16 protein-coding genes are annotated in these 21,198 nt (G+C 45.0%); 3 read left to right on the forward strand and 13 right to left on the reverse strand.

The annotated features are described in order from the left end of the window. Positions 1-363 precede the first annotated feature (363 nt). The 7 genes from QZW47_RS25230 to QZW47_RS25260 form a co-directional block, all read right to left on the reverse strand. Complete coding sequence (locus QZW47_RS25230) at positions 364-1,404, reverse strand: tetratricopeptide repeat protein (RefSeq protein WP_293133336.1); 1,041 nt, start codon at positions 1,402-1,404, stop codon at positions 364-366. A 470-nt stretch (positions 1,405-1,874) separates the two neighbouring features. Next, entirely contained in the window at positions 1,875-2,651 is a 777-nt protein-coding gene (locus tag QZW47_RS25235) for a BMC domain-containing protein (RefSeq protein ID WP_293133339.1), read from the reverse strand. 341 nt (positions 2,652-2,992) lie between these two features. Continuing rightward, the gene (locus QZW47_RS25240; RefSeq protein WP_293133341.1) at positions 2,993-3,667 is read right to left on the reverse strand and encodes a carbon dioxide concentrating mechanism protein; all 675 of its coding nucleotides are present in this window, start codon (positions 3,665-3,667) and stop codon (positions 2,993-2,995) included. 516 nt (positions 3,668-4,183) lie between these two features. Next, entirely contained in the window at positions 4,184-5,806 is a 1,623-nt protein-coding gene (locus QZW47_RS25245; RefSeq protein WP_293133344.1) for a ribulose bisphosphate carboxylase small subunit, read from the reverse strand. 151 nt (positions 5,807-5,957) lie between these two features. Further along, positions 5,958-6,263 carry a EutN/CcmL family microcompartment protein gene (locus tag QZW47_RS25250; protein WP_293133525.1) on the reverse strand — a complete coding sequence of 102 codons (306 nt, stop codon included), beginning with the start codon at positions 6,261-6,263 and terminating at the stop codon, positions 5,958-5,960. Between the two features lie 284 nt (positions 6,264-6,547). Then, a complete protein-coding gene (locus QZW47_RS25255; protein ID WP_006635058.1) occupies positions 6,548-6,889 on the reverse strand; it encodes a carbon dioxide-concentrating mechanism protein CcmK in 342 nt (113 codons plus the stop codon). Between the two features lie 108 nt (positions 6,890-6,997). Further along, positions 6,998-7,309 carry a carbon dioxide-concentrating mechanism protein CcmK gene (locus QZW47_RS25260; protein WP_006635059.1) on the reverse strand — a complete coding sequence of 104 codons (312 nt, stop codon included), beginning with the start codon at positions 7,307-7,309 and terminating at the stop codon, positions 6,998-7,000. A 621-nt stretch (positions 7,310-7,930) separates the two neighbouring features. Between QZW47_RS25260 and QZW47_RS25265 the strand changes: the two genes are divergently transcribed. Beyond that, positions 7,931-9,805 (forward strand): NAD(P)H-quinone oxidoreductase subunit F, encoded by a 1,875-nt coding sequence (locus QZW47_RS25265; protein WP_293133371.1) that lies wholly within the window; start codon positions 7,931-7,933, stop codon positions 9,803-9,805. 97 nt (positions 9,806-9,902) lie between these two features. Here QZW47_RS25265 and QZW47_RS25270 read toward each other — a convergent pair whose 3' ends face one another. Further along, positions 9,903-10,037, reverse strand: a complete 135-nt coding sequence (locus tag QZW47_RS25270; RefSeq protein WP_293133374.1) for a hypothetical protein — start codon at positions 10,035-10,037, stop codon at positions 9,903-9,905. A 181-nt stretch (positions 10,038-10,218) separates the two neighbouring features. On the opposite strand from QZW47_RS25270, the gene QZW47_RS25275 reads away from it, so the two are divergent. Both QZW47_RS25275 and QZW47_RS25280 read left to right on the forward strand, forming a co-directional pair. Continuing rightward, positions 10,219-11,733, forward strand: coding sequence for an NADH-quinone oxidoreductase subunit M (locus QZW47_RS25275; RefSeq protein ID WP_293133377.1), 1,515 nt, complete (start codon positions 10,219-10,221; stop codon positions 11,731-11,733). A gap of 134 nt (positions 11,734-11,867) precedes the next feature. Beyond that, positions 11,868-13,034: a CO2 hydration protein gene (locus tag QZW47_RS25280; RefSeq protein ID WP_293133380.1), complete on the forward strand. Its 1,167-nt coding sequence runs from the start codon at positions 11,868-11,870 to the stop codon at positions 13,032-13,034. 668 nt (positions 13,035-13,702) lie between these two features. On the opposite strand, the gene QZW47_RS25285 is transcribed toward QZW47_RS25280, so the two are convergent. The 5 genes from QZW47_RS25285 to QZW47_RS25305 form a co-directional block, all read right to left on the reverse strand. Next, complete coding sequence (locus tag QZW47_RS25285; protein WP_293133383.1) at positions 13,703-14,035, reverse strand: XisI protein; 333 nt, start codon at positions 14,033-14,035, stop codon at positions 13,703-13,705. After that, the gene (locus QZW47_RS25290) at positions 14,023-14,439 is read right to left on the reverse strand and encodes a XisH family protein (RefSeq protein WP_293133386.1); all 417 of its coding nucleotides are present in this window, start codon (positions 14,437-14,439) and stop codon (positions 14,023-14,025) included. The genes QZW47_RS25285 and QZW47_RS25290 overlap by 13 nt, the downstream gene beginning before the upstream one ends. A gap of 191 nt (positions 14,440-14,630) precedes the next feature. Continuing rightward, entirely contained in the window at positions 14,631-15,350 is a 720-nt protein-coding gene (locus QZW47_RS25295) for a PHP domain-containing protein (protein WP_293133389.1), read from the reverse strand. A gap of 91 nt (positions 15,351-15,441) precedes the next feature. Continuing rightward, complete coding sequence (locus tag QZW47_RS25300) at positions 15,442-17,877, reverse strand: bifunctional serine/threonine-protein kinase/ABC transporter substrate-binding protein (protein ID WP_293133391.1); 2,436 nt, start codon at positions 17,875-17,877, stop codon at positions 15,442-15,444. A 413-nt stretch (positions 17,878-18,290) separates the two neighbouring features. Then, positions 18,291-20,720: a bifunctional serine/threonine-protein kinase/ABC transporter substrate-binding protein gene (locus tag QZW47_RS25305; protein ID WP_293133393.1), complete on the reverse strand. Its 2,430-nt coding sequence runs from the start codon at positions 20,718-20,720 to the stop codon at positions 18,291-18,293. Between the last annotated feature and the right edge of the window lie 478 nt (positions 20,721-21,198).

The raw sequence follows: 21,198 nt of genomic DNA on the forward strand, positions 1-21,198 counted from the left end.
CCAGTTCTTCACGGCTTAACTGCTCAACTTCCATTTTTAGTGCTAATAACTCTGCTTTTTCACTCATCTGACTACATTACCATATTTCTCGGCTCTGGATGAACTTTTTTTGACCTGAATCCTTACCTTTTTGTCAACACTTCCAACATTTCCAAGGCTTACGCATAGGGGGCTAAAAACCCGGTTTCTACGAGATTTTGCGAGGATTCACAAATCTACAAAGAAACTGGGTTTTTGAGGTTTTATTTTTTCCGATTACTTACTTAATAACTGCTGACTAATGACCACCCTTCGACTTCGCTCTTCGGCGAGATGACCAATGACAAATGACCAATGACCAATGACCAATGACCAATGACCAATTTACTCATTGAGAAATTCACCTTCACAGATAATCGAGTCTCTGTTTTCCAAATCTTCTTGATTCCAAATCGCATTCAATGCTGCGGAACTTAAAGAAGTTGACATCGTATTTAAGGTGGTGTTGTAGTATTCTACAGCATTATTCAGTTCCATCTGTGGCGCTTCTTTGAAATAAGAATTGATATCAGGCGTGCAGCGCTGAGCCTGGTAGTACAAATAAGCTTCAGCATTGATGCACATGACGTGGTAAAAATCCCTATTTGCGGTCGCAATATCTCCCATTTTGTACAGCGCTAAACCCCGATTGAGATAAGCTTTAACGTAGTTAGGATCGAGTTGCACTGCTTTATTAAAGTCTTCAATTGCTAGCTGCATTTGTTTTAATTTATAGCGAACGCAACCTCTGTTATAATACGCATAAACATTGTTTGGGTCGATGCCGAGTGCTGTGTTGTAATCGGCGATCGCCTGCGTGTTGTCTCCTAATTGGTGGTAAGAGAGACCGCGATTTATGTAAGCTTTGATATATCTGGGATTCAACCGCAGCGTTTCGTTAAAGTTCTCGGTGGCTGCCTCTTTTTCTCCCAACAGGTAGAAAGCTCGCCCTCGGTTGTAATAGGTTTTATAATTTTGGGAATTGATAGAGAGAGCTCGATTGTAGTCTTCTATTGCTTCTTCGTAATGTCCTAAATTAGCAAGTACCAGTCCCCGGTTGTTGTAGATAGCGTGACTGTCAGGCTTGCTTGCTAAAGCGCAGTTGAGATCGTCGATGGCTTTGTCGTTTTCTCCGAGGTGGCGCCAAGCATTTCCTCGATTCAAGTAGGCCTCGAACAAATTAGGATTGATGTCTAGTGCTTGACTGAGATCTGCGATCGCCTTTTGGTAGTCTTTCATGTAATAGTAGACTAAACCGCGATTGTTATAGGCTTTGGCATCGGCGGGATTGACTTGCAGTATCTGATCGAAGTCCTCAAGTGCGGCTTCGTAGTTTCCTTTTTTGGCGCTGTGTAAACCGCGTTTGTAAAAATGCTTGATGTTCATAAGTCAACTTTCAGGATTTTTTTGATTCTCGATTGATTCCTTTGCACTCTGTGTTGAGTTCGACAAGAGTTAATTTGTTCAAAGAGCCTCCACCTGCACCAAGAGTAACTCTTTACTGATTCTAGGAAATCTACCGCAAACAGGATTTTAGGTTTATTTTAACAGCAGTTAAATCCTGTTGAAAGAGCCTATATATCGGCTGAACTTACTTCCTGAGTTTGATTTTTTACCCGATCGACTTTCGCTCTAAAATCCAGTTTTCGTTAGTGGTTTGCGTCTCTCGATGCCTGTGCGATCGGCTCTAACGCCAAATTAAGCTTGACGCAGTTACCAGGGTACAAATCACTGCACGTACTCCGCAGCAGTAAAATTTATATCTCGTTCGTCAAACTTGGTCTCAGTATTTCCCGCAACAAGTGTCTACAAACTTTGATTGCGTAATTCCAGATTACCCATTACCAATTCTCGATTTACCGATTGATTTCCTCTTCCACATAAACTCTCAATTTCTCCAAATCTGGGAGTTCGATCAATTCTTTTTCCTTTTCCTGAACAGAGATAGGCACCCTCACAGGTGTGCGCTGTTCTATCCAGCAACTCGCCAGCGGCAAAGTTTGTTCCAAATCTTCCAAAGGCCTGGGAATTACCATCACCGCGTTCAATTCGCCAATGCGCTCAGCTTCGTACATCCCCGCTTCTACGGCTACTGCGACATCTGCGACTGCGCCGCGAATAATTGCCGTGCACAAACCGGCGCCAATTTTCTCGTAGGCGGCCAAGTGTACGTCGGCGGATTTGAGCATAGCATCGCAAGCACCGACCATTGCCGGAAATCCCCGCGTTTCGAGCAAACCGATCGCCTGATTGCTCAGTCGAGAATAACTGCCACTTTCCGACAGTTGAGTTAGGCGAAAGCCGATCGGCAAAACTACTTCCAAGTTAGCCAAAGGCCGAGGAATCACCAGCTTAGAAACAAACTGTCCGAACTGTTCGGCTGTCTGAGCTCCTGCTTCCACAGCCAAACGCACGTCGGAAATGCGCCCGCGGACGATCGCGGTACAGTGACCGGAACCAATTTTCTCGTACCCTACTAAAATGACCCCTGCCGACTTCAGCATCATGTCAGCAGTCCCGACAATTGCCGGAAAACTCTTGGTAGATACCAAACCCAAAGCAGTGTCTTTGAAGTATTCCTGATGCTGCGATCGCCCTGACTGACTGCTGTTACGATCTATTTGTCCGTCCATCTTCTATTACCCTTAGAAACTTCCAAAAATAAAAATTTGTTGATAGTTTTAGTGTCTCAGATGAGAAGACAGACTGCACGACGTGCAAGACACAGATTTCTGCTGCAAAGCCTTAAAAATTGTTGAGCTACCAATAATATGAGATTACCTATTGATTTTCGATCTTTCTGCCTTCAGCATAGCTGCCTTTTGCCGAAATTACCACGCCCCAACATTGTTAATACAAGCCCTTGACACTCCTGAGGGTCGAACCCCAAAATTTAGACAAAATTTTAACGTCTCAGATTTATCTGTAGAATAAATCTAAAATCTAAAATCTAAAATCTAAAATCGACTGACCTCTATCCCGTGCCGCCCGAGGGTGTGTGACCGTTTTCCTGCGATCGATTAAAAGCTTGTCGGTGCGGAAACAGCGTCCCCAGCAACTGATTGATATGAGCTTGGCCGTAGAGAATAGTTGGCACTTCCCGTGGTGGCGGAGGCGGATTGGCGGCCGTTTCTGGCGGCGGATCTGGGGCTGTCTCCGGCGGTGTCGGAGGCTGTGTTTGGGCGGGTGCTGGCGGGTCGATCGCGCGATCGGCTGGCGGCTCAACTGCTGGCGCTGCGGCTGCGGGGGTTTCCGGTGCAGAGGTTTCGGCTTCTGCGGTTGGTTCTGCTGCGACTTGACGGCTGGTATCTCCGATCAGAGAACCTGCTGGCAAAATTTGCATTTGGTCGATCGCAGGATTAATCAGCGTCGTTCCCGCACCAATACAGGCATTGGCCCCGATCGTCCCCGCACCTACTACCAGCACGCCTGCACCCAGAATCGCGCCCGCTGCGATTTCGAGAGTACCTTCGCGGGCGTGAAGGATAACTCCCATACCGATGCACGCACCGGCGGCGATCGAGAGCCGGCTACCCGGATCTGCTTGGAGGATGGCTCCAGGGGCGATCGCAGCACCTTCATTCACAACTACATCGCCACTCAGAAAAATCTGAGAGTTGCTACTTAATTGCAGTGGCGATAAATACATTCAACTTCACCTTGAAATGAGCTTTTTTTTTAGATAAAACGACTTTAATTTATCGCTTTATAGAATGACTAATTCTATTTAATCAATTTATAAACGATTATTTACTAATAATGAAAAGCTCGATATGGACTTATACATTACCTTTTTATAGCCAATTATCAAAAAGATTAGGTATGTCTGGTAATGGGCAATGGGTAATTGGCCTGACACAGCTTTTGAAACACAATATTTTTCCGGATTGATTGCCGATTGCCGATCGCCAATCGTATCTCATGTTTGTGATTGCTATACGTAAAGCGAATCACACCGCATCAGTAAGGAATCAAACCACTTTTTACCTAAGTCCTGTTCATGCTTTAAGATTTTCTCTGTTGTTTCGTGAAAATCCTAAATTTTGACCAAAAGTTCTCAATCGAGGCTTCTAACTATCTAAAATCTAACTTGCATCCGCTGCCAATTCTCCCGCCAGCCCAATGCCAGAACTTAACGGGAGAAACCAGCTAATTACCTGACAAATTAAGGTCGTTGGATAATTTCTTCGAGCACGCGGCGCTTGGCTTTGGAGTCGATACCGAGCAAGCGAACGTAGTCGCCGCTGTGTTGTGTCATGCAGCCTTCGAGAGCCGAAATTACTTCGGATTCGCGGGTAGATGATATCGGGGCGCAACTGCTCCAAGAACCGGTGCGGAAACGGCGAACGTCGGCGTGTTCCGTGCCAATTTTGTAGCCTTGGGAAAGCAGGTTGCGGATTTGGTCGATCGTCTTGCCGGTCAACTTGCCGCTACCAGCCGAACCAGTCGAAGCTGCTTTGAATCCAGATGTTGCGGCTGGCTTAGCCGATTCAGCAACCGGGCCGTCGGGGCGTTGAATAATTTCTTCAACTACGCGACGCTTGGCTTTCGAGTCAATCCCGATTAAGCGCACGTATTCGCCTGTATGTTGGTTCATCACAGATTCCAAAGCGGCGATCGCCTCAGATTCATTTCTAACTTGCAGCGAAGCCCCGCTTTGCCAAGAACCAGTGCGGAAGCGGCGGGCGTCAGCGTGTTCAGTTCCCACCTTATAGCCTTGAGCTAGCAAGCCGCGAATCTGAGCCACTGTGGCGTCGCTCAATTTGCCGTTTGACCCGGAACCTTGTGCAACTTTACCGTTACCGTTTGATTGGTGAGTTTTAGCGCCGTTAGAACCGTTAGAGCCGTTGTCTCCCGGTCTTTGGACGATTTCTTCTAGTACGCGGCGCTTGGCTTTGGTGTCAATTCCGATCAAGCGGACGTATTCGCCTTGGTGATCGGCCATGCAGGCTGACAAAGCAGCGATTACTTCTGAGTCGCGAGTTGAGGAAATTGGGCCGCAAGTGCGCCAAGAACCTGTGCGGAAGCGGCGGGCGTCGGCGTGTTCTGCTCCTACGCTGTATCCTTGGGCTAGTAAATTACGGATGCTATCGGCTAGAGAAGAACTCAATTGGGTGCCGGTTTGGGTAGAATAAGTCATTTGAGTGATATTTGAGTTTTTAGCTTGCTCGTTGCGAATTGGTGCTAGACAAGCGATGTTGTCAGCGCAGCGATAACCGGCTCTTAGAGCGTCATTGATTCCTATGACGTGGGTCGCAAATTTAACATCTGAATCTTGAACATCAGGCAGGCGATCGGCTTGCTGCTGATTTGTGATGATGGCTCCCGAAGGTATGTACTTACCGGGGGGAATCTCCACATCTTGAATTAATACGTGCATCATCACAATGCAGCCATTTCCTACTCTGGCGTTGAACACCGTAGAGCGAAAGCCGATAAAGCAATCGTCGCCCACGTAGGCCGGCCCGTGAATTAAACTCATGTGGGTGAGGGAAGTATTTTTCCCCACCCATACGGAATAAGATTTGTCGTCATCTCCTGTGACTCGGCCTTGTTCTAGGCCGTGAATCACTACTCCGTCTTGAATGTTGCTTCCTGCTCCGATATAAAACGGAGTGCCTTCATCGGCGCGGATAGATGTCCCGGGGGCAATCATCACATTTGAACCGATATGCACATCCCCAATAATGTTAGAAAAGGAATGTACGTAGGCGGTTTCGTGAATTTTGGGCTCAGCCAAGTTTTTCGACCAAGGCGTCGGGGGAGCCGCAATGTTGCGGACTGCCATAAATTAAGTTCTCCTCAAACTGAAAATTTTTTTTGTTAGTTGTTCACTGTTCACTGTCAACTGTTCACTGTTAGCTGTTAGCTGTTAGCTGTTAGTTGTTAGCTGTTCACTGTTCACTGTCAACTGTCAACTGTCAACTGTCAACTGCCAACTAGCGGTACGGGTCGTCTTTTTTACTGTAAATGAGGCGATTTTCTACATTGACAGTATCTATAATGCCTACTACTAGAGCATCGATCGGACGATTTTCGCTCCCAGGCGCGATCCGGGCTGCGCTGCCGCGGGTGACTAAAACCCACTCATCTATACCAGCGCCCACACAGTCAGCGGCTACTTCATAGCCGGGAACTGGCGAACCTTCCTCATTGATGAATTGCAGCAGTAGAAATTTCGATCCTCTGAGCGTCGGCTCTTTTTGGGTACTGACAACTGTCCCGAGAACTTTGGCCATTTGCATTTTAGCTAATAGGTAATTGGTAATTGGCACTTGTCATTTTTACACCGTCATTTGTCTTTTTTTAATTAGCTTTATTCATTCCCACGTCTTCTTTTTAGAGTTTTTCGTCTAATGACTAATGACTAATGACTAATGACTAATGACTAATGAGTCGTGACTAATAACCAATATCCCATGCCCACCTCAATTAAAAATTAAAAATGCTAAATCAAAAACATCGCGATTTTTAATTTTTGATTTTTAATTTTTAATTACCAAACGCCCCTAACAGCCTCGGGCCTATCTTAAGATCTGTTGAGAGGGCGAATGCCGCTGACGCCTTCGCGGAACTGTTCTACAGCTTCGGTGTAGCGAATGGGTAGCACGTATTCCAAGTTTTCGTGAGGGCGGGCGATAATGTGGGTGGACATCACTTGTCCGCCGTTAACGCGCTTCACTGACTCTACTCCGGCGGCGACGGAAGCTTGCACTTCCGAGACATCTCCTCTTACAATGACAGTAACGCGAGCGCTACCGATTTTTTCGTATCCTACCAAGGTGACGCGGGCTGCTTTGACCATCGCGTCAGCGGCTTCTACTACTGCGGGGAAGCCTAAGGTTTCGATCATGCCAACTGCAATTGCCATTGGTTTTACTCCTAATTGAATATTTGGGGAACTAAACTGTTAATTTTTGACGATCGCGCTGCTTTTCGTCAAACGTTTCGTCAAACGAATTTTCAGCGCGCTAAGAACTTAGTAGCCTCGGAACTGCTCTACTGCTTCTGTATAACGAATTGGTAGAACGTATTCTAGGTTTTCGTGGGGGCGAGCGATGATGTGGGTAGAGACGACTTCTCCGCCGTTCACCCGCTTGACGGATTCCACTCCTGCTGCAACTGAGGCTTGGACTTCCGACACGTTGCCGCGCACAATTACGGTGACGCGAGCGCTGCCGATTTTTTCATAGCCCACGAGGGTAACGCGAGCAGCTTTAACCATAGCGTCGGCAGCTTCCACAACAGCGGGAAAACCTTTTGTCTCAATCATTCCCACGGCAATTGACATTTTTGAATCTCCAAGTTGAGGATTAGCGGAATTACCGTAACAAATCTTTGAGAAATCTAAAAATTTGGACGGGGAGGCCCACATTATTTAGGAATGCAGTCTAAAGCTTCCTATCCTTATAGAATAGGGGAAGCTGTCTACCTTGACAATATAAACTAACATCATAATGTTTAATAACAAAAATTAAAATTTTTTATGTTACTTATAATAATTTAATATTTATTTAATAATCTTAATATATAGAGGAGTAGATGCGGACTGCGATCGGGCCGTCAAGTGAGTACAAATACCTGTAAACTAGAGTTCGGTGGCTGATGGGTAGGATCTCGGTGTCGCGAAAATTCGGGATTTCCAAGGGGGGATCGCAGATAAACGGGCAAAAAAGGCAGTCTTGGCGATATGCGGGCTTTTTTTTTTGAGTGCCGACCCCCAGCAGCCTGTAATTTGCTATTCGGAGAATACTAAGTTTTGATGCTTTAATGTATAGTGAATTTTGGGTGCAAATTATTTTGCCAAAACTATACGATCGGGTTTAGTCAAATTTTTACGGTGTGGCGCGATCGCCCGGAACTGCTTTTGTATAAAGGCAGCCAGTAATTTCAAGTTTAAGGGATAAATTAAATGACAGAATTTCTCCTCCAAGTCTGTTGGTGGGTACCTTTATATGGCTTAATAGGCGCCATTCTAACTTTGCCTTGGTCTACAGGAACTGTTCGCACCACAGGGCCCAGACCCGCAGCTTACTTCAATTTGCTGATGACTGTGTTGGCTTTCATCCACGGATCGGTTATTTTTGCAGCAACTTGGGATAGACCCCCGCAACAGTTGCTCGTACACTGGGTGCAAGCAGCAGATTTAGATTTGTCTTTTGCCATAGAAATCTCAACTACCAGCGTCGGAGCAATGGAGTTAGTAACAATTCTGAGTTTGCTAGCACAAATTTACGCGCTGGGCTACATGGAAAAAGACTGGGCGCTAGCTCGATTTTTTGGGCTGCTCGGTTTTTTTGAAGCAGCAATTAGCGGGATTGCGATTAGCGATTCGCTGCTGCTAACTTACGGTTTGCTCGAAGTGCTGACACTCTCAACTTATTTGCTAGTCGGGTTTTGGTACGCTCAACCGCTGGTAGTGACGGCGGCTAGAGATGCGTTTTTAACCAAACGTGTAGGAGACGTGCCGCTGCTGATGGGAGTAGTGACGCTTTCAACTTTAGCCGGCAGTTTGAATTTTTCCGATTTAGAAGAATGGGCGGAAACAGCAACTTTGTCTCCTTTAGTTGCGACTCTTTTAGGCTTGGCTTTAATCGCCGCACCGACAGCCAAGTGCGCTCAATTTCCGTTTCACTTGTGGCTCGACGAAGCGATGGAAGGGCCCAACCCGGCTTCGATTATGCGGAATACGGTGGTTGTGGGCGCTGGCGCTTATGTTTTAATTAAACTTCAGCCTGTTTTGGCTCTGTCACCAGTGACTGGTATGGTGCTGGTGGTGTTGGGTGCGGTGACGGCTGTTGGGGCTTCGTTGGTGGCGATCGCCCAAATCGACATCAAAAGAACACTATCGCATTCTACCAGCGCTTCTATGGGTTTAGTGTTTATCGCGGTGGGACAGAATCACGTTGACATTGCATTGCTGTTGCTGTTCGCGCACTCGATCGCCAAAGCACTATTATTCATGAGCATAGGCTCAGTAATTGTCACCACCAACACTCAAGATTTAACAGAAATGGGTGGGTTGTGGTCAAAAATGCCCGCCACGACAATGGCTTATTTAGTAGGCGCTGCGGGCATGGTAGCCCTATTACCGATGGGCAACTTTTGGGTGATGCGACGGTGGCTGAACGGTTTTTGGACAGTGCCCTTGTGGTTAGTAGCTGTGCTGCTGTTAGTTAACGGTTTGACGGCGCTCAATTTAACTCGCGTATTCGCCTTAGTATTTGCCGGAAAACCGCAGCCCAAAACTCGCAGAGCTCCCGAAGTCGGTTGGCCGATGGCATTACCGATGGTAATTTTGACGGTGATTGGGTTGTTAGTGCCTTGGACATTGCAGAAATGGCAACTGTTAATTAGTTGGACTGGGCCTTGGGCGGAAACTGGGGATTTTGATAGTTTAAATTTACTGTTGAAGACTCTGGATATTCCCCTGTTGGTCTTATCTGGCTTGATTGGGGTTGCGGTTGGGGTGGCGATTTATTGGTACGACGTTTTACCTCGACCGGTACGGCTGCCGTTTCCGGCGGTGCAGGATTTGTTTGCTTACGACTTTTATATCGATCGAGTTTACCGCTTAACTGTGGTTTGGGCCGTGGCTTCTATTGCGAAAGTCAGCGCTTGGACTGACAAATATGTAGTAGACGGGGTGGTGAATTTGTTCGGTTTTGCCACAATTTTCAGTGGCGAAGGTTTGAAGTACAGCGGCACAGGTCAATCGCAGTTTTATGTATTGACTATTGCCGGCGGAGTTGCTGCGTTGCTGGGATTGATTATTTGGCAGTTCTGAACCGCAGATGTTGGCGGATGAACGGGGATGTAGGCGAAGCCTTCCCGAAGGGTACGCAGATGAATTGTTTTGGGTTTGTCTGGTTCTTCCTCTAATTTTATTCAAAGTCGATCGGCCACAATTCTGCAACCGGAACTTCCCAACCGGGTAAAAGTTCTGGAATTGAAATCATGTCGCCGTCTGTCAATACAATTGGCTCGGCTGTCGGACTGTAAACTAGACCTCTTGCCAAAATAGTTAGGAACGGGCCCCAGAGCCCGTTCCTAAATTTGATTAAAAAGACTTTTGCAAGAGATATATGATGACTGTGCTTTTTTAACAATAAAATCAGCCGATCGCTTTTTTATTCAGTTGGTTTGCGTTAATCTTAAATATAGTTCTGAAAGCTGTGTAACAAGGGAAAATTTTAATTGATGCTCAGTGCTTTAATTTGGATACCAATGTTTGCCGCCGCTTTGATTGGGTTTTGGCCCAGTGCGGTAAGTTCTAAAATAGTTCGGAATTTCGCGATCGCCATTGCGAGTGTAACTTTTATTTTATCGGTGATTGTGGCAGCTCAGTTTGATGCCAGTACCAGTCAGTTACAGTTTTCGGAATTTATTCCTTGGATCGATGATTTGGGATTTAATTACAATCTCGGCGTTGATGGTTTGTCTCTGCCTTTGGTAATTTTAAATACCCTACTGACAGGAGTAGCGATTTACGCTACGGATGAGGCAATCCGCAGACCTCGACTTTATTATTCTTTGATGCTGTTAATTACTGGCGGCGTCACAGGAGCTTTCTTATCTCAAAATTTGCTGCTATTTTTCCTCTTTTTCGAGGTAGAACTAATTCCGCTTTACCTGTTGATTGCAATTTGGGGAGGCGAGCGCCGGGGCTATGCTGCTACTAAGTTTTTAATCTATACTGCATTTTCAGGAATTGTTTTACTGGCTACTTTCTTGGGAGTAGTTTGGGTGAGCGGTGCTTCTAGTTTTGATATGGTTGGTGCTGCTGGTGAATCGCATTTACAAGGAGGCTCGCCATTACCTTTGGTAAGACAAATTGTGTTGCTGGCTGGGATATTGCTGGCCTTTGGTATCAAAATTCCATTAGTGCCTTTTCATACTTGGCTGCCGGATGCTCACGTAGAAGCTTCGACTCCGGTTTCGGTGCTGCTGGCGGGGGTGCTGTTGAAGCTGGGAACTTACGGGATGCTGCGCTTTGGTTTAGGTTTATTTCCCGATGCGTGGGCGGTGGCTGCGCCTTGGTTGGCGAGTTGGGCGGTGGTAAGCGTGCTTTATGGGGCTAGTTGCGCGATCGCCCAAAAAGACATGAAAAAAATTGTAGCTTACAGTTCGATCGCTCACATGGGCTACATTTTGCTAGCTAGCGCCGCAGCAACTCCAATCAGTATGATGGGAACTGTGTTGCAAATGGTTAGCCACGGTTTAATCTCAGGGCTACTATTTTTGAGTGTCGGTATTGTCTACAAAAAATCCGGCAGCCGCAACATAGATGTGCTCAAAGGTTTATTCAATCCCGATCGCGGTTTGCCAGTAATTGGCAGTTTAATGATCGTCGGCGTAATGGCGAGTGCCGGCATTCCAGGGTTGTCCGGATTTATTGCTGAATTCTTGATATTTAGGGGCAGTTTGCCAGTGTTTCCCGTGCAAACTTTGCTTTGCATGATTGGGACTGGTTTAACTTCAATCTACTTTTTAATTATGGTCAACCGCGCCTTTTTCGGCCGCCTTTCCGATTTGGTGGTGAATTTGCCACAAGTCCGCTGGGGCGATCGCATTCCTTCGCTAGTTTTAGCAGTAATCATCGCCGTCATGGGAGTGCAGCCCGCTGTTTTAGTGGCTTTGAGCGAAAAAACTGCGATCGGTTTAGTATCGGCTGTGCCGCCGCAAGTTCAACAACTTGCTCAAAACTTAGAGTAATATCTTCCAGAGGTTTGTAGTGAGGACTTTAGTCCTGATCAACTTCTGAGGACTAAAGTCCTTACTACAAACATTGCTCATAATTCAGATTTTTTTGGCAATAAACATAGTTATTCAATTAAGGTTCACATCACATGACAAGTACCGTATTAAAACCGTCTTCCCACCCTCTGTCCGCCTACATTGACATCTTAGAATCAGGCAAAGCTTTGCTGCCAGAATCTACCGAAAATGTAGTAGAAGTGGTCGGAGTCCTCAAAAGTTATGCTATAGTTCTCGATGCCTATTCCCGCAATCTCAACTACATCGCTGAAGAACAATTTTTAGTGCTTTTCCCATTTTTCAAATATTTTAATGGAGAAGTGACTGCGCCAAAATTAATGCGCTATTTGTGGCACGATCGCATTAATTTTGAGTATGCTGAGTATTGCATGAGAACCATGCTTTGGCACGGCGGCGGCGGTTTGGATAGTTATGTGGATTCTCCCGAATTTAGCAGTTTAGCCGAAAAGGCGATCGCAGCTAAACTAAAAGGCAACTTTTTGATGCAGGGACTCCACAAAGCATTCCCGGAGTTTTTGCCAGAACAAGTGCGGATGTTGGCTTACTACACGGGTTTAGGTCAATTTTGGCGAATAATGAGCGATTTGTTTATCGATTTGTCCGATCGCTACGAAGCCGGTACAATTAAGTCGATCGCAGAGATAGTAGATTTTGTCTTAGCCGGTTTAGTAAGCGCCGCCGCTTTACCAATCACCTACAGCGTCAAGATTCGGGGTGAAGTTTACGATATCCTGCCCGCATCGGCCAACTTGACATTTTTACCAGATGTAGCAGTACCTTATGTAGAAGCAGTTTTCTTTCGAGGAACAGCTTTTTTTGGCACAGTTTCCTACAACGCCCAAGCCCATCAAATCCCAGAAGAACAAAAAGAATTTAGCTACGGGGCTTTGTTTGCAGATCCTTTACCCATCGGAGGTGCAGGGATTCCGCCCACTCAATTAATGCAAGATATGCGGCATTTTCTACCCGATTATTTGCACGAAGTTTACCGCACTAGCTGTCGCGGCGAAGATGATTTGCGGGTGCAAATTTGCCAGAGTTTTCAGAAGTCAATGTTTTGCGTAACGACAGCGACTATTTTCGGTTTAGCACCTCATCCCATGAATACCTCCGATCCTGAGGAAAAAAAGGCTAATCGAGCTTATTTGGAAGGTTGGATGGATCGATTTGGCACTTCTCGCTTAGATTGGGCAAATCAGCCAACTATCAGGGCTTGTCAGCTTTTCCCTGAACGTTAGTCAGTTGACAGTTGACAGTTGACAGTTGATAGTTGACAGTCATTGGAAGCAATTACCAAACTATTCGTAGGGTGTGTCGCTACTGAAAATCTCTAAATTTAATCGACAATCTCATAGCGACGCACCTTACACATGAGGTGGGCAAAAAAAACTCCGTTGACAGTTGACAGTTGACTCCGAAAGCAGTAGTCATTGGAAACAATTACCAATTACCAATTACCAAAGTATTCGTAGGGTGTGTCGCTACTAAAAATCCCTAAATTTAATCAACAATCTCATAGCGACGCACCTTACACATCGGGCGGGTAAAACAACCTCCGTTTCATTCCGCTTAATAATTATTTTATTGCACGAATTTTTATAAATCATATAATATGCCATCCGGTCAATTACTCGCAATACAAAAGGTTCGTAGTGAGGACTTTAGTCCGCATCCAAGAAGGACTGAAGTCCTCACTACAAACCAATCTTAGTATAATCATTCGACCGGACATGATATAAAACGTAATTTATCCTACTGCAAATTCAGTTAAATGTCGCAGGTTAGGAGGGTCAAAAGCCAAAAGGTTCGTAGTGAGGACTTTAGTCCGCATCCAAGAAGGACTGAAGTCCTCACTACAAACCAATCTTAGTAAAATCATTCGACCGGACATGATATAAAATATAATTTATCCTACTGCAAATTCAGTTAAATGTCGCAGGTTAGGAGGGTCAAAAGCCAGTATAATATCTTGTTTAGGAACTCCCAATTCAACAAGTTCATTGGCAATACCGACTTCAGTGCCATCCTGCTGAATCCAGATTTTATCATCTATAATATCCAAGTGCAAAACAGGGCCATAAATCCGATGCTGATTGCGCCAGCCCACATACAGCAATTGATAATGATCGCGATCGGTATCAAAGATAGTTTGAGCTTGAATGCGCTCATCCCAAACCAGACTGGCGTGTTGGGAGAGCAGATTTTGGATGTGCTGCCGGTAAATGTCTACATTTGCCATTGTGCGATCGCCTCCTGCTCTGTATTATAAATAATCAAATGGATTTGATTTTGTTGAACCAAAGACCGGATAAACCCCGTTGTAAAAAAACTATCGTAGACGTTATTGGGTACTGCTAGGTATAAAATTCGGTCAACTTCCTGTATTTCTAAAGCCGCTCGATAACTAATAAATTGTCCTAAAGCTGTATAAAATTGAGAGATTTTGGATGGCCCAATAAAGCTTTTGATTTCAACGGCAATTTTCTGTCCGTCTTTTTGGGCTGCCAGCACTTTTTCGGCACCCAAATCGATGTAAAGTTCTAAAGATCCTGCTTGTAAGTTGTATGGATCGTGAGTAATCTGCCATCCGTCTTTCTGGAGAGCGGTTTTAACAACTTCGTGAAAGATATCTTTAGCAGGCACGGCTTTACTGACTCGCTGTGTTGAATATTTGGATAGTTGTATTTTAACCCAGATTCCGCAACCAGATGACAGTTGGAGTTCGGAATCAGGGTTTTAGGGTGTGCGACAGTGAGAAACCTTTGACTTCTGACTTGTGACTGTAGAATGTCACGCACCGTTTACCAATTCCCAATTACCAATTACCAAAGTATCTAAATTCGGACTAGAAGACTCACGCCGTGAGAATCTGTTCCGCAAGTTCCCAACAAACCATAGGTTTGGGCTAAATCTTTGACTAAAGCAGTTTGTTTCGGACTTGGTTTCCAAGGATTAGGATTAGTGTAAGCATAGTAAATTTCTACGCCGTCAATGCCAAGACGGGCTGCTTCTGGGATGAGTTGATCTGCGATCGATCGATACCGACAAGGATGTGCTAAAACCGCTAAACCTCCTGCTTCCTGAATCGCTTCAATTACCCTGGCTGCGGAATAAAAAGCCTGACCTTCAGTAGCTTTACCTCGCAAGTAAGGTGTGAGACTGGGATGTTGCGGATCGAAGGCATAAGCGAGAATGTGTACGTCGTTGTTGAGCAATTCGGCATTAATTTCAGCACCCGTCCAAAGACTCGGTGCTGTGCTAATCCTGTCGGGATTGTTTAATTTCCAATTATCCAGCCAAATTTGAGCTTGAGCGTAGCCTTTGGCGGTGTGGTGGTCAGTGATAGCTAAGCCTTTCAAACCACCTGCTATGGCTAGTTCCATCAACTTCTCTGGCTGCAATCGCCCGTCCGAGTAGACTGTGTGCATATGGAAGTTATAGGAACCCGGACAGCTATCGGCATCAATTGTCTGCAAGACTTGTTTGAGTCCCGAGATATTCTGGGCTTCTGGTTTGAGGCTAGAACTTGTTGAGGCAGCGAGATTGACCGTCATAAGCCTTATTATAAAAAAAACTAGCTTTGTTAACTATATCGAATTTTTTATTTAAATGTTGAGGGCTGATACTCACAGGTACTCTAAAGCCTTAGTCGCACTTCAAGGCTGCGGGGGCGGTGGGAAATTCGATCGGCAAAAAGGTAACACCAAATTGTTCTCTAGAACACGGAACAATGTGTGCCAATGCTTGAGGAGGGTTTTTCCGATTTCCAGTCATCGAGTCAAACTCAATTATACCGGTGGCTCCGTCAGCTTTAAAGCCAGGAGAGGCTAAGGTTTTTTGCATTCCTTCCCGGCTAGGTTCTGGCTGCATTTCTATGGCTTTAATTAGCGTTTTTGCAGCATCGTAGGTTAAAGCCGATCCAGTGTTGATCGGGCCTCCCCACATTTTTTCAGCATTGACTGGAAACTTTCGATCGAAACTGATTGACGGATGCCAAGACACGGATACGGCGAGTTTTTCAACAGACTTTAGCTGTTTTACTGCTTGTAAAGTTCTCGGATCGTGCAGAGTCGAAGGGCCGACCATCCAATTGCGATCGTCGTTGATTTTAATCATATCGATCGCGTTTTCTAGAGAATTAGTGACTTGACCATCTGGAAAAACCGCTATGGCCGTTTTTCCTGCTTTCTCAACTTCTCTTATTGCTGCTTCTGCCTTAAAATCATTTTTAGATAAGTCATAATTACTAATTCTAGATGTCTCGCCTCCTTGAGCTTCAAATTGCTTTTTGAATTCTTCCCACAAAGAAGCACTGAAAGGACTGTTGGGATTGTAAAAAACTGCCGCTTTTTTCTCGCCGGCTTTAATTAGTTGATTTACTAAAGCTTGAGCTTCTCTGCTAGTTGTCGGAGCTGTCCGAAAGAAGGATTTTCGAGGTTGGCGCGTCAGTTCTTCTGTCGTGGCTCCTGGAGAAATAAGAACCAGTTTATTTTGATTGTAAATATCTACTGTTTCTACAGTCATGTCACTGGTGTAGTGTCCAATGACTGCTAGAATTTTGGGCTGAGCTACCAGATAATTTGCCCTTTTAACTGCGTAGGATTTGATATTTGCGTCGTCAGCAATGATTACTTTGAGACCTTTGCCTTTTATCGATTTTGCTTCGAGCAAGCCTTGACCTGGAAAATCTCGCTCGCTGTTATTTGTTGAAAGGAGACCTAAATTAACTTCGGTTTGAGCTTGACCAATACCGCGCAGCAGTTCTTCGGCTAAACTTGCATTGACTATAGTTCCCGTCCCGTCCTGATTTCTGCGAATGGGAACAACAATTGCGATCGTATAATACTCTGCATCGATCGCCTCTAGCAGAGCATTGTTCATGTAAATTAAAGTTTCGGGGTCTTTGCGGTCTTCCCGCCAGGACTGTTTGAACTGTTTTAAAGCTTCGGGATAATTTTTGTCGGCAAATTCATTTATTCCCCTTTGTTTTGACCAAGGGGCGGAGGTTTGTACTAGGAGTTTTTCGCCATAACTTATACCATCTGCGGAGGGTGCTGGTGATGGTGAAATTAGGGAGGTTTCAGCCTGCGTTGGTTGGGTTGAAGTTATCGGGATTAGTGACAGAATTCTGGGGTTTAAAAGTAGGATATTCGATGCAGCAATTCCCACAGAACCTAACAACAGTCGGCGAAACCAAGGCTTGTTGCATGGCGGATCTTCGGGCTGTTCGATCGAGTCTAAATCGCGCAAAACATCAGCAACAGATTGGTAGCGGTTATTAAAGTGGTAGCGCACCATCCCAGTTAAAATATCTTTGAAACCGTCGCTAACTTTTACCGCCGGTCGATCGAACGTTGAGTAATGCCAAATGACATCGCCAGTAGGGGGATTTGAGGGGAGATATTGGGGACTTGTCCCCGTGATAGCTTGAATGGCGGTAATTCCAAGCGCGTAAATATCATTGTAAGGTTGCGCTTCCAAGCGTGTATCGGATTGTTCGGCCGGCATATAACCGCTGGTGCCGATCGCCTCCGATGTGAATATTTTACCTGTAGAGTTAGCAGTAAACTTGCTAATTTCTTTGACTGCTCCAAAATCAATTAAAACAAGTTTTTTAGTTTTTTTGCGCCTGATTAAGTTAGCAGGTTTAATGTCGCGGTGCACGATATTTTCTTTGTGGACAATCTGTAATATTTCCAGAGCTTCCCGCAAAAAAGCAACGGTTTCTCTCTCCGTCCAATGCTGACTAGCAACGAGTTCTTGACTGAGCGGAAATCCTTTAATGTATTCTTGAACCAAGTAAAAATAGTCGTTTTCTTCAAAACAAGCGAATAATTTGGGAATGCAGGGGTGATTACCGAGACGGCGCAAAGTGCTAGCTTCCCTTTCAAATCGCCTCCTTGCCATCTCCAAAACGCGCGGATCTTTCGATTGGGGAAAAGGAATTTCTTTAACAACGCACACAGGATTTCCGGGCTTGCTGAGATCGTTAGCAATGTAGGTTATCCCACACCCTCCGCATTCCAACTGATCGATAATTTGGTAGCTTTCGTGCAGGATATGCCCTAAGTTGACACACATAGATTTTCCAACAGCTCTTGACAGGCTACGGTCTTTGATGTTGATTATACGCTTTTTCGATTCCAGATACAGCTTGGCAACATATCAAATGCGTCTGGGTGTATAGCCTTTCTCAAAAAGGTGAGGTACAGGTTCTGATTTGAGATTTGAGATTTGAGATTTGAGATTTGAGATTGGGGGATTGGGGGATTGAGGGATTGAGGGATTGAGGGATTAATTAGTCCGGTGCGTCATCTTTCTGAGAACTGCTATATATCTAAAATATTATAGCTTTCAGTAATTCTTCATTCCCTATTCTCCATGACTAATGACTAATGACTAATGACTACTGACTAATGACTAATGACTAATGACTAATGACTAATGACTACTGACTAATGACTACTGACTACCGACTTCTGACTTCTGCTATATCAATCACATTTTAAACCTGCGGCGGCGGCTGTCGGAAATTCTATCGGCACAAAAGTCAGGCCAGATTGTTCTCTAGCACAGGGTACAATGTGCGCCACTCGTTTAGGAGGGTTTTTCCGATTTCCCGTCGTCGAGTCAAACTCAATTATACCCGTGGCTCCGTCAGCTTGAAAGCCAGGAGAGGCTAAGGTTTTTTGCATTCCTTCCCTGCTAGGTTCAGGCTGCATTTCTAAGCCTTTAATCAGGGTTTTAGCGGCATCGTAGGTTAAGGCAGATCGAGTATTAACCGGGCCTCCCCACAATTTTTCAGCGTTGACTGGAAACTTTTTATCAAAACTCGTTGTGGGATGCCAAAACACGGATATGCCGAGTTTCTCAATGGATTTTAGCTGTTTTGCTGCTTCTAAAGTTCGCGGTTCGTACAGCGTCCAAGGCCCGACAATCCAATTGCGATCGTTGTTAGCTTTAATCATGTCGATCGCATTTTCGACAGCCTTAGTAACTTGACCGTCGGGAATGACAGCTATAGCTGTTTTTCCAGATTTCTCAACTTCTTTGATTGCTGCTTCGGCGTTAAAATCATTTTTAGATAAGTCGGAATAATTACCGATTCTAGAAGTTGAGCCTCCTTGCGCTTCAAATTGTTTTTTTAATTCTTCCCATAAAGAAGCGCTAAAGGGACTGTTGGGATTGTAAAAAACTGCCACTTTTTTGGCGCCGACTGTAATTAGTTGATTTACTAATCCTTCAGCTTCTATGGTAGTTGTTGGTGCTGTCCGAAAGAAGAATTTTCGAGGTTTGCGCGTTAGTTCTTCTGTGGTACTTCCCGAAGAAATAGCGACCAGTTTATTTTGATTGTAAATATCTACTGTTTCTACTGTCATGTCGCTGGTATAGTGTCCGATGACTGCTAAAATATCTGGGTGAGTGACTAGGTAATTTGCTTTTTCTTTGGCGTATGATATGATATTTCGGTCATCAGCAATGATGACTTTGAGACCTTTGCCTTTAATAGCTTTTGGTTCGAGAAAGCCTTGACCGGGAAAATCTTTATTGCTGTCATCCGCAGTGAGAAGACCTAAATTAACTTCGGTTTGAGCTTGAGCAATGCCGCGCAGCAGTTCTTCGGCTAAATTGGCGTTGATGATGCTACCGTCTGGATTTCTGCGGATGGGAACAACGATCGCGATCGTGTAATGTTCTGCTTTTGTTGTCTCCAGCAGAGCATTGTTGATGTAAATTAAAGTTTCTGGGTCTCTGCGGTCTTCTCGCCAGGACTGTTTGAGCAATTTTAAAGCTTCTGAATACTTTAATTCGGCAAACTCATTGATGCCTCTTTGTTTTGACCAAAGGGCAGATGTTAGTAGCTTTTCGCCGGAACTGATACCCTCTACCCGAAGTGGTGGTGGTGGAAAAATTATTCGGATAATTGTGTCTCTTGAAAGTACGATCGCCCCTGCGACAATTCCCGCCACTAGCAGCATCCAGAGCCAGCGCGATCGTGGAGATGTGGGTGACAGTGGAGGTTGAGGTGACAATGGAGGTTTCGGTGGCTGTGGCGGTGGCGGTGGCGGTGGCGGTGTGCCGATCGCATCCAAGTCACGCAAAACGTCAGTTACAGATTGATATCGGTATATATAGTGGTAGCGAACCATCCGATCGAGAATATTTTTGATACCATCACTCACTGGTAGCCCAGTGCGATCGGGCGTGGAGTGATACCAGATAATTTCACCTGTATTGTCGTCGGGTTTGAGCTCTGTGGGATGCTTCCCGGTGAGAGCTTGAATCACGATCTTCCCTAGGGAGTAAATATCATTACAAGCCTGAGCAGTACGCCCGTTTGATTGTTCGGGAGACATATAACCGCTGGTGCCGATCGCCTGCGATGTGAATATTTTACCTGTTGAGTCAGCCGTCAAAGTGCTTATTTCTTTGACAGCCCCAAAATCAATTAAAACATTTTTTTTATCTGTTGTGCGCCGAATTAAGTTAGAAGGTGTAATATCGCGGTGAATAATATTTTTTGCATGGACGAACTTTAAAATTTCCAAAATTTCCCGCAACAAGGCGATCGCCCGTTCCTCTTCCCACTGTTGACCTGGAGTCAGTTCTTCCTTGAGCCAATGTCCTTCAATGTATTCTTGCACTAAGTAAAAATGGTTGTTTTCTATAAAAGAAGCAAATAATCTGGGAATGCACGGGTGATTGCCAACAATAGACAAAGCCCAAGCTTCATCTTGAAATCGCTTAGTTGCGTCCTCCAAAACGCGCGGATCTGAAGGAAAAGGAATTTCCTTCACAACGCACTGGTTATCTTCGGGTATGTCGATATCCGTAGCCAGGTAGGTAATTGCAAACCCTCCATGTCCTAACTCGCTGATAATTTTGTAGTTTTGGTGAAGGATCTCCCCTGCTGTGAGACACATATATTTTCCAATACCTCTTGACTGGAGCTGCTCTTTCATGTTGATTATAGGCTTTTTAGTTACCAGAGATATCTTGGCAGTATATCAAATTTTTCTGGTTCTATGTCAAAAATACTATAACCGTCAGCAATTCCTGATTCACTAAGCAATGTTAAATATTATTTATTTGTAAATATTGTTTCTAGGGTGAGTTGGAAAAATATTGAAATTCACAGTCGGAGACTAGATACTCACGCACCGTCACTTATACCAAATCCTGGTTATTCATCCTCGTGATGAATTGTCAGGTGCGTCCCTCGCTTAATCTGGGTTGATACCGATAATTATTGGTGGCGACACACCCTACGTCGGTGAAATCATTCTCGTGATGAATTGTCAGGTGCGTCCCTCGCTTAATCTGGGTTGATACCGATAATTATTGGTGGCGACACACCCTACGTCGGTGAAATCATTCTCGTGATGAATTGTCAGGTGCGTC

Origin of the sequence: Microcoleus sp. bin38.metabat.b11b12b14.051, assembly GCF_013299165.1 — a bacterium.
Classification (GTDB): Bacteria; Cyanobacteriota; Cyanobacteriia; order Cyanobacteriales; family Microcoleaceae; genus Microcoleus.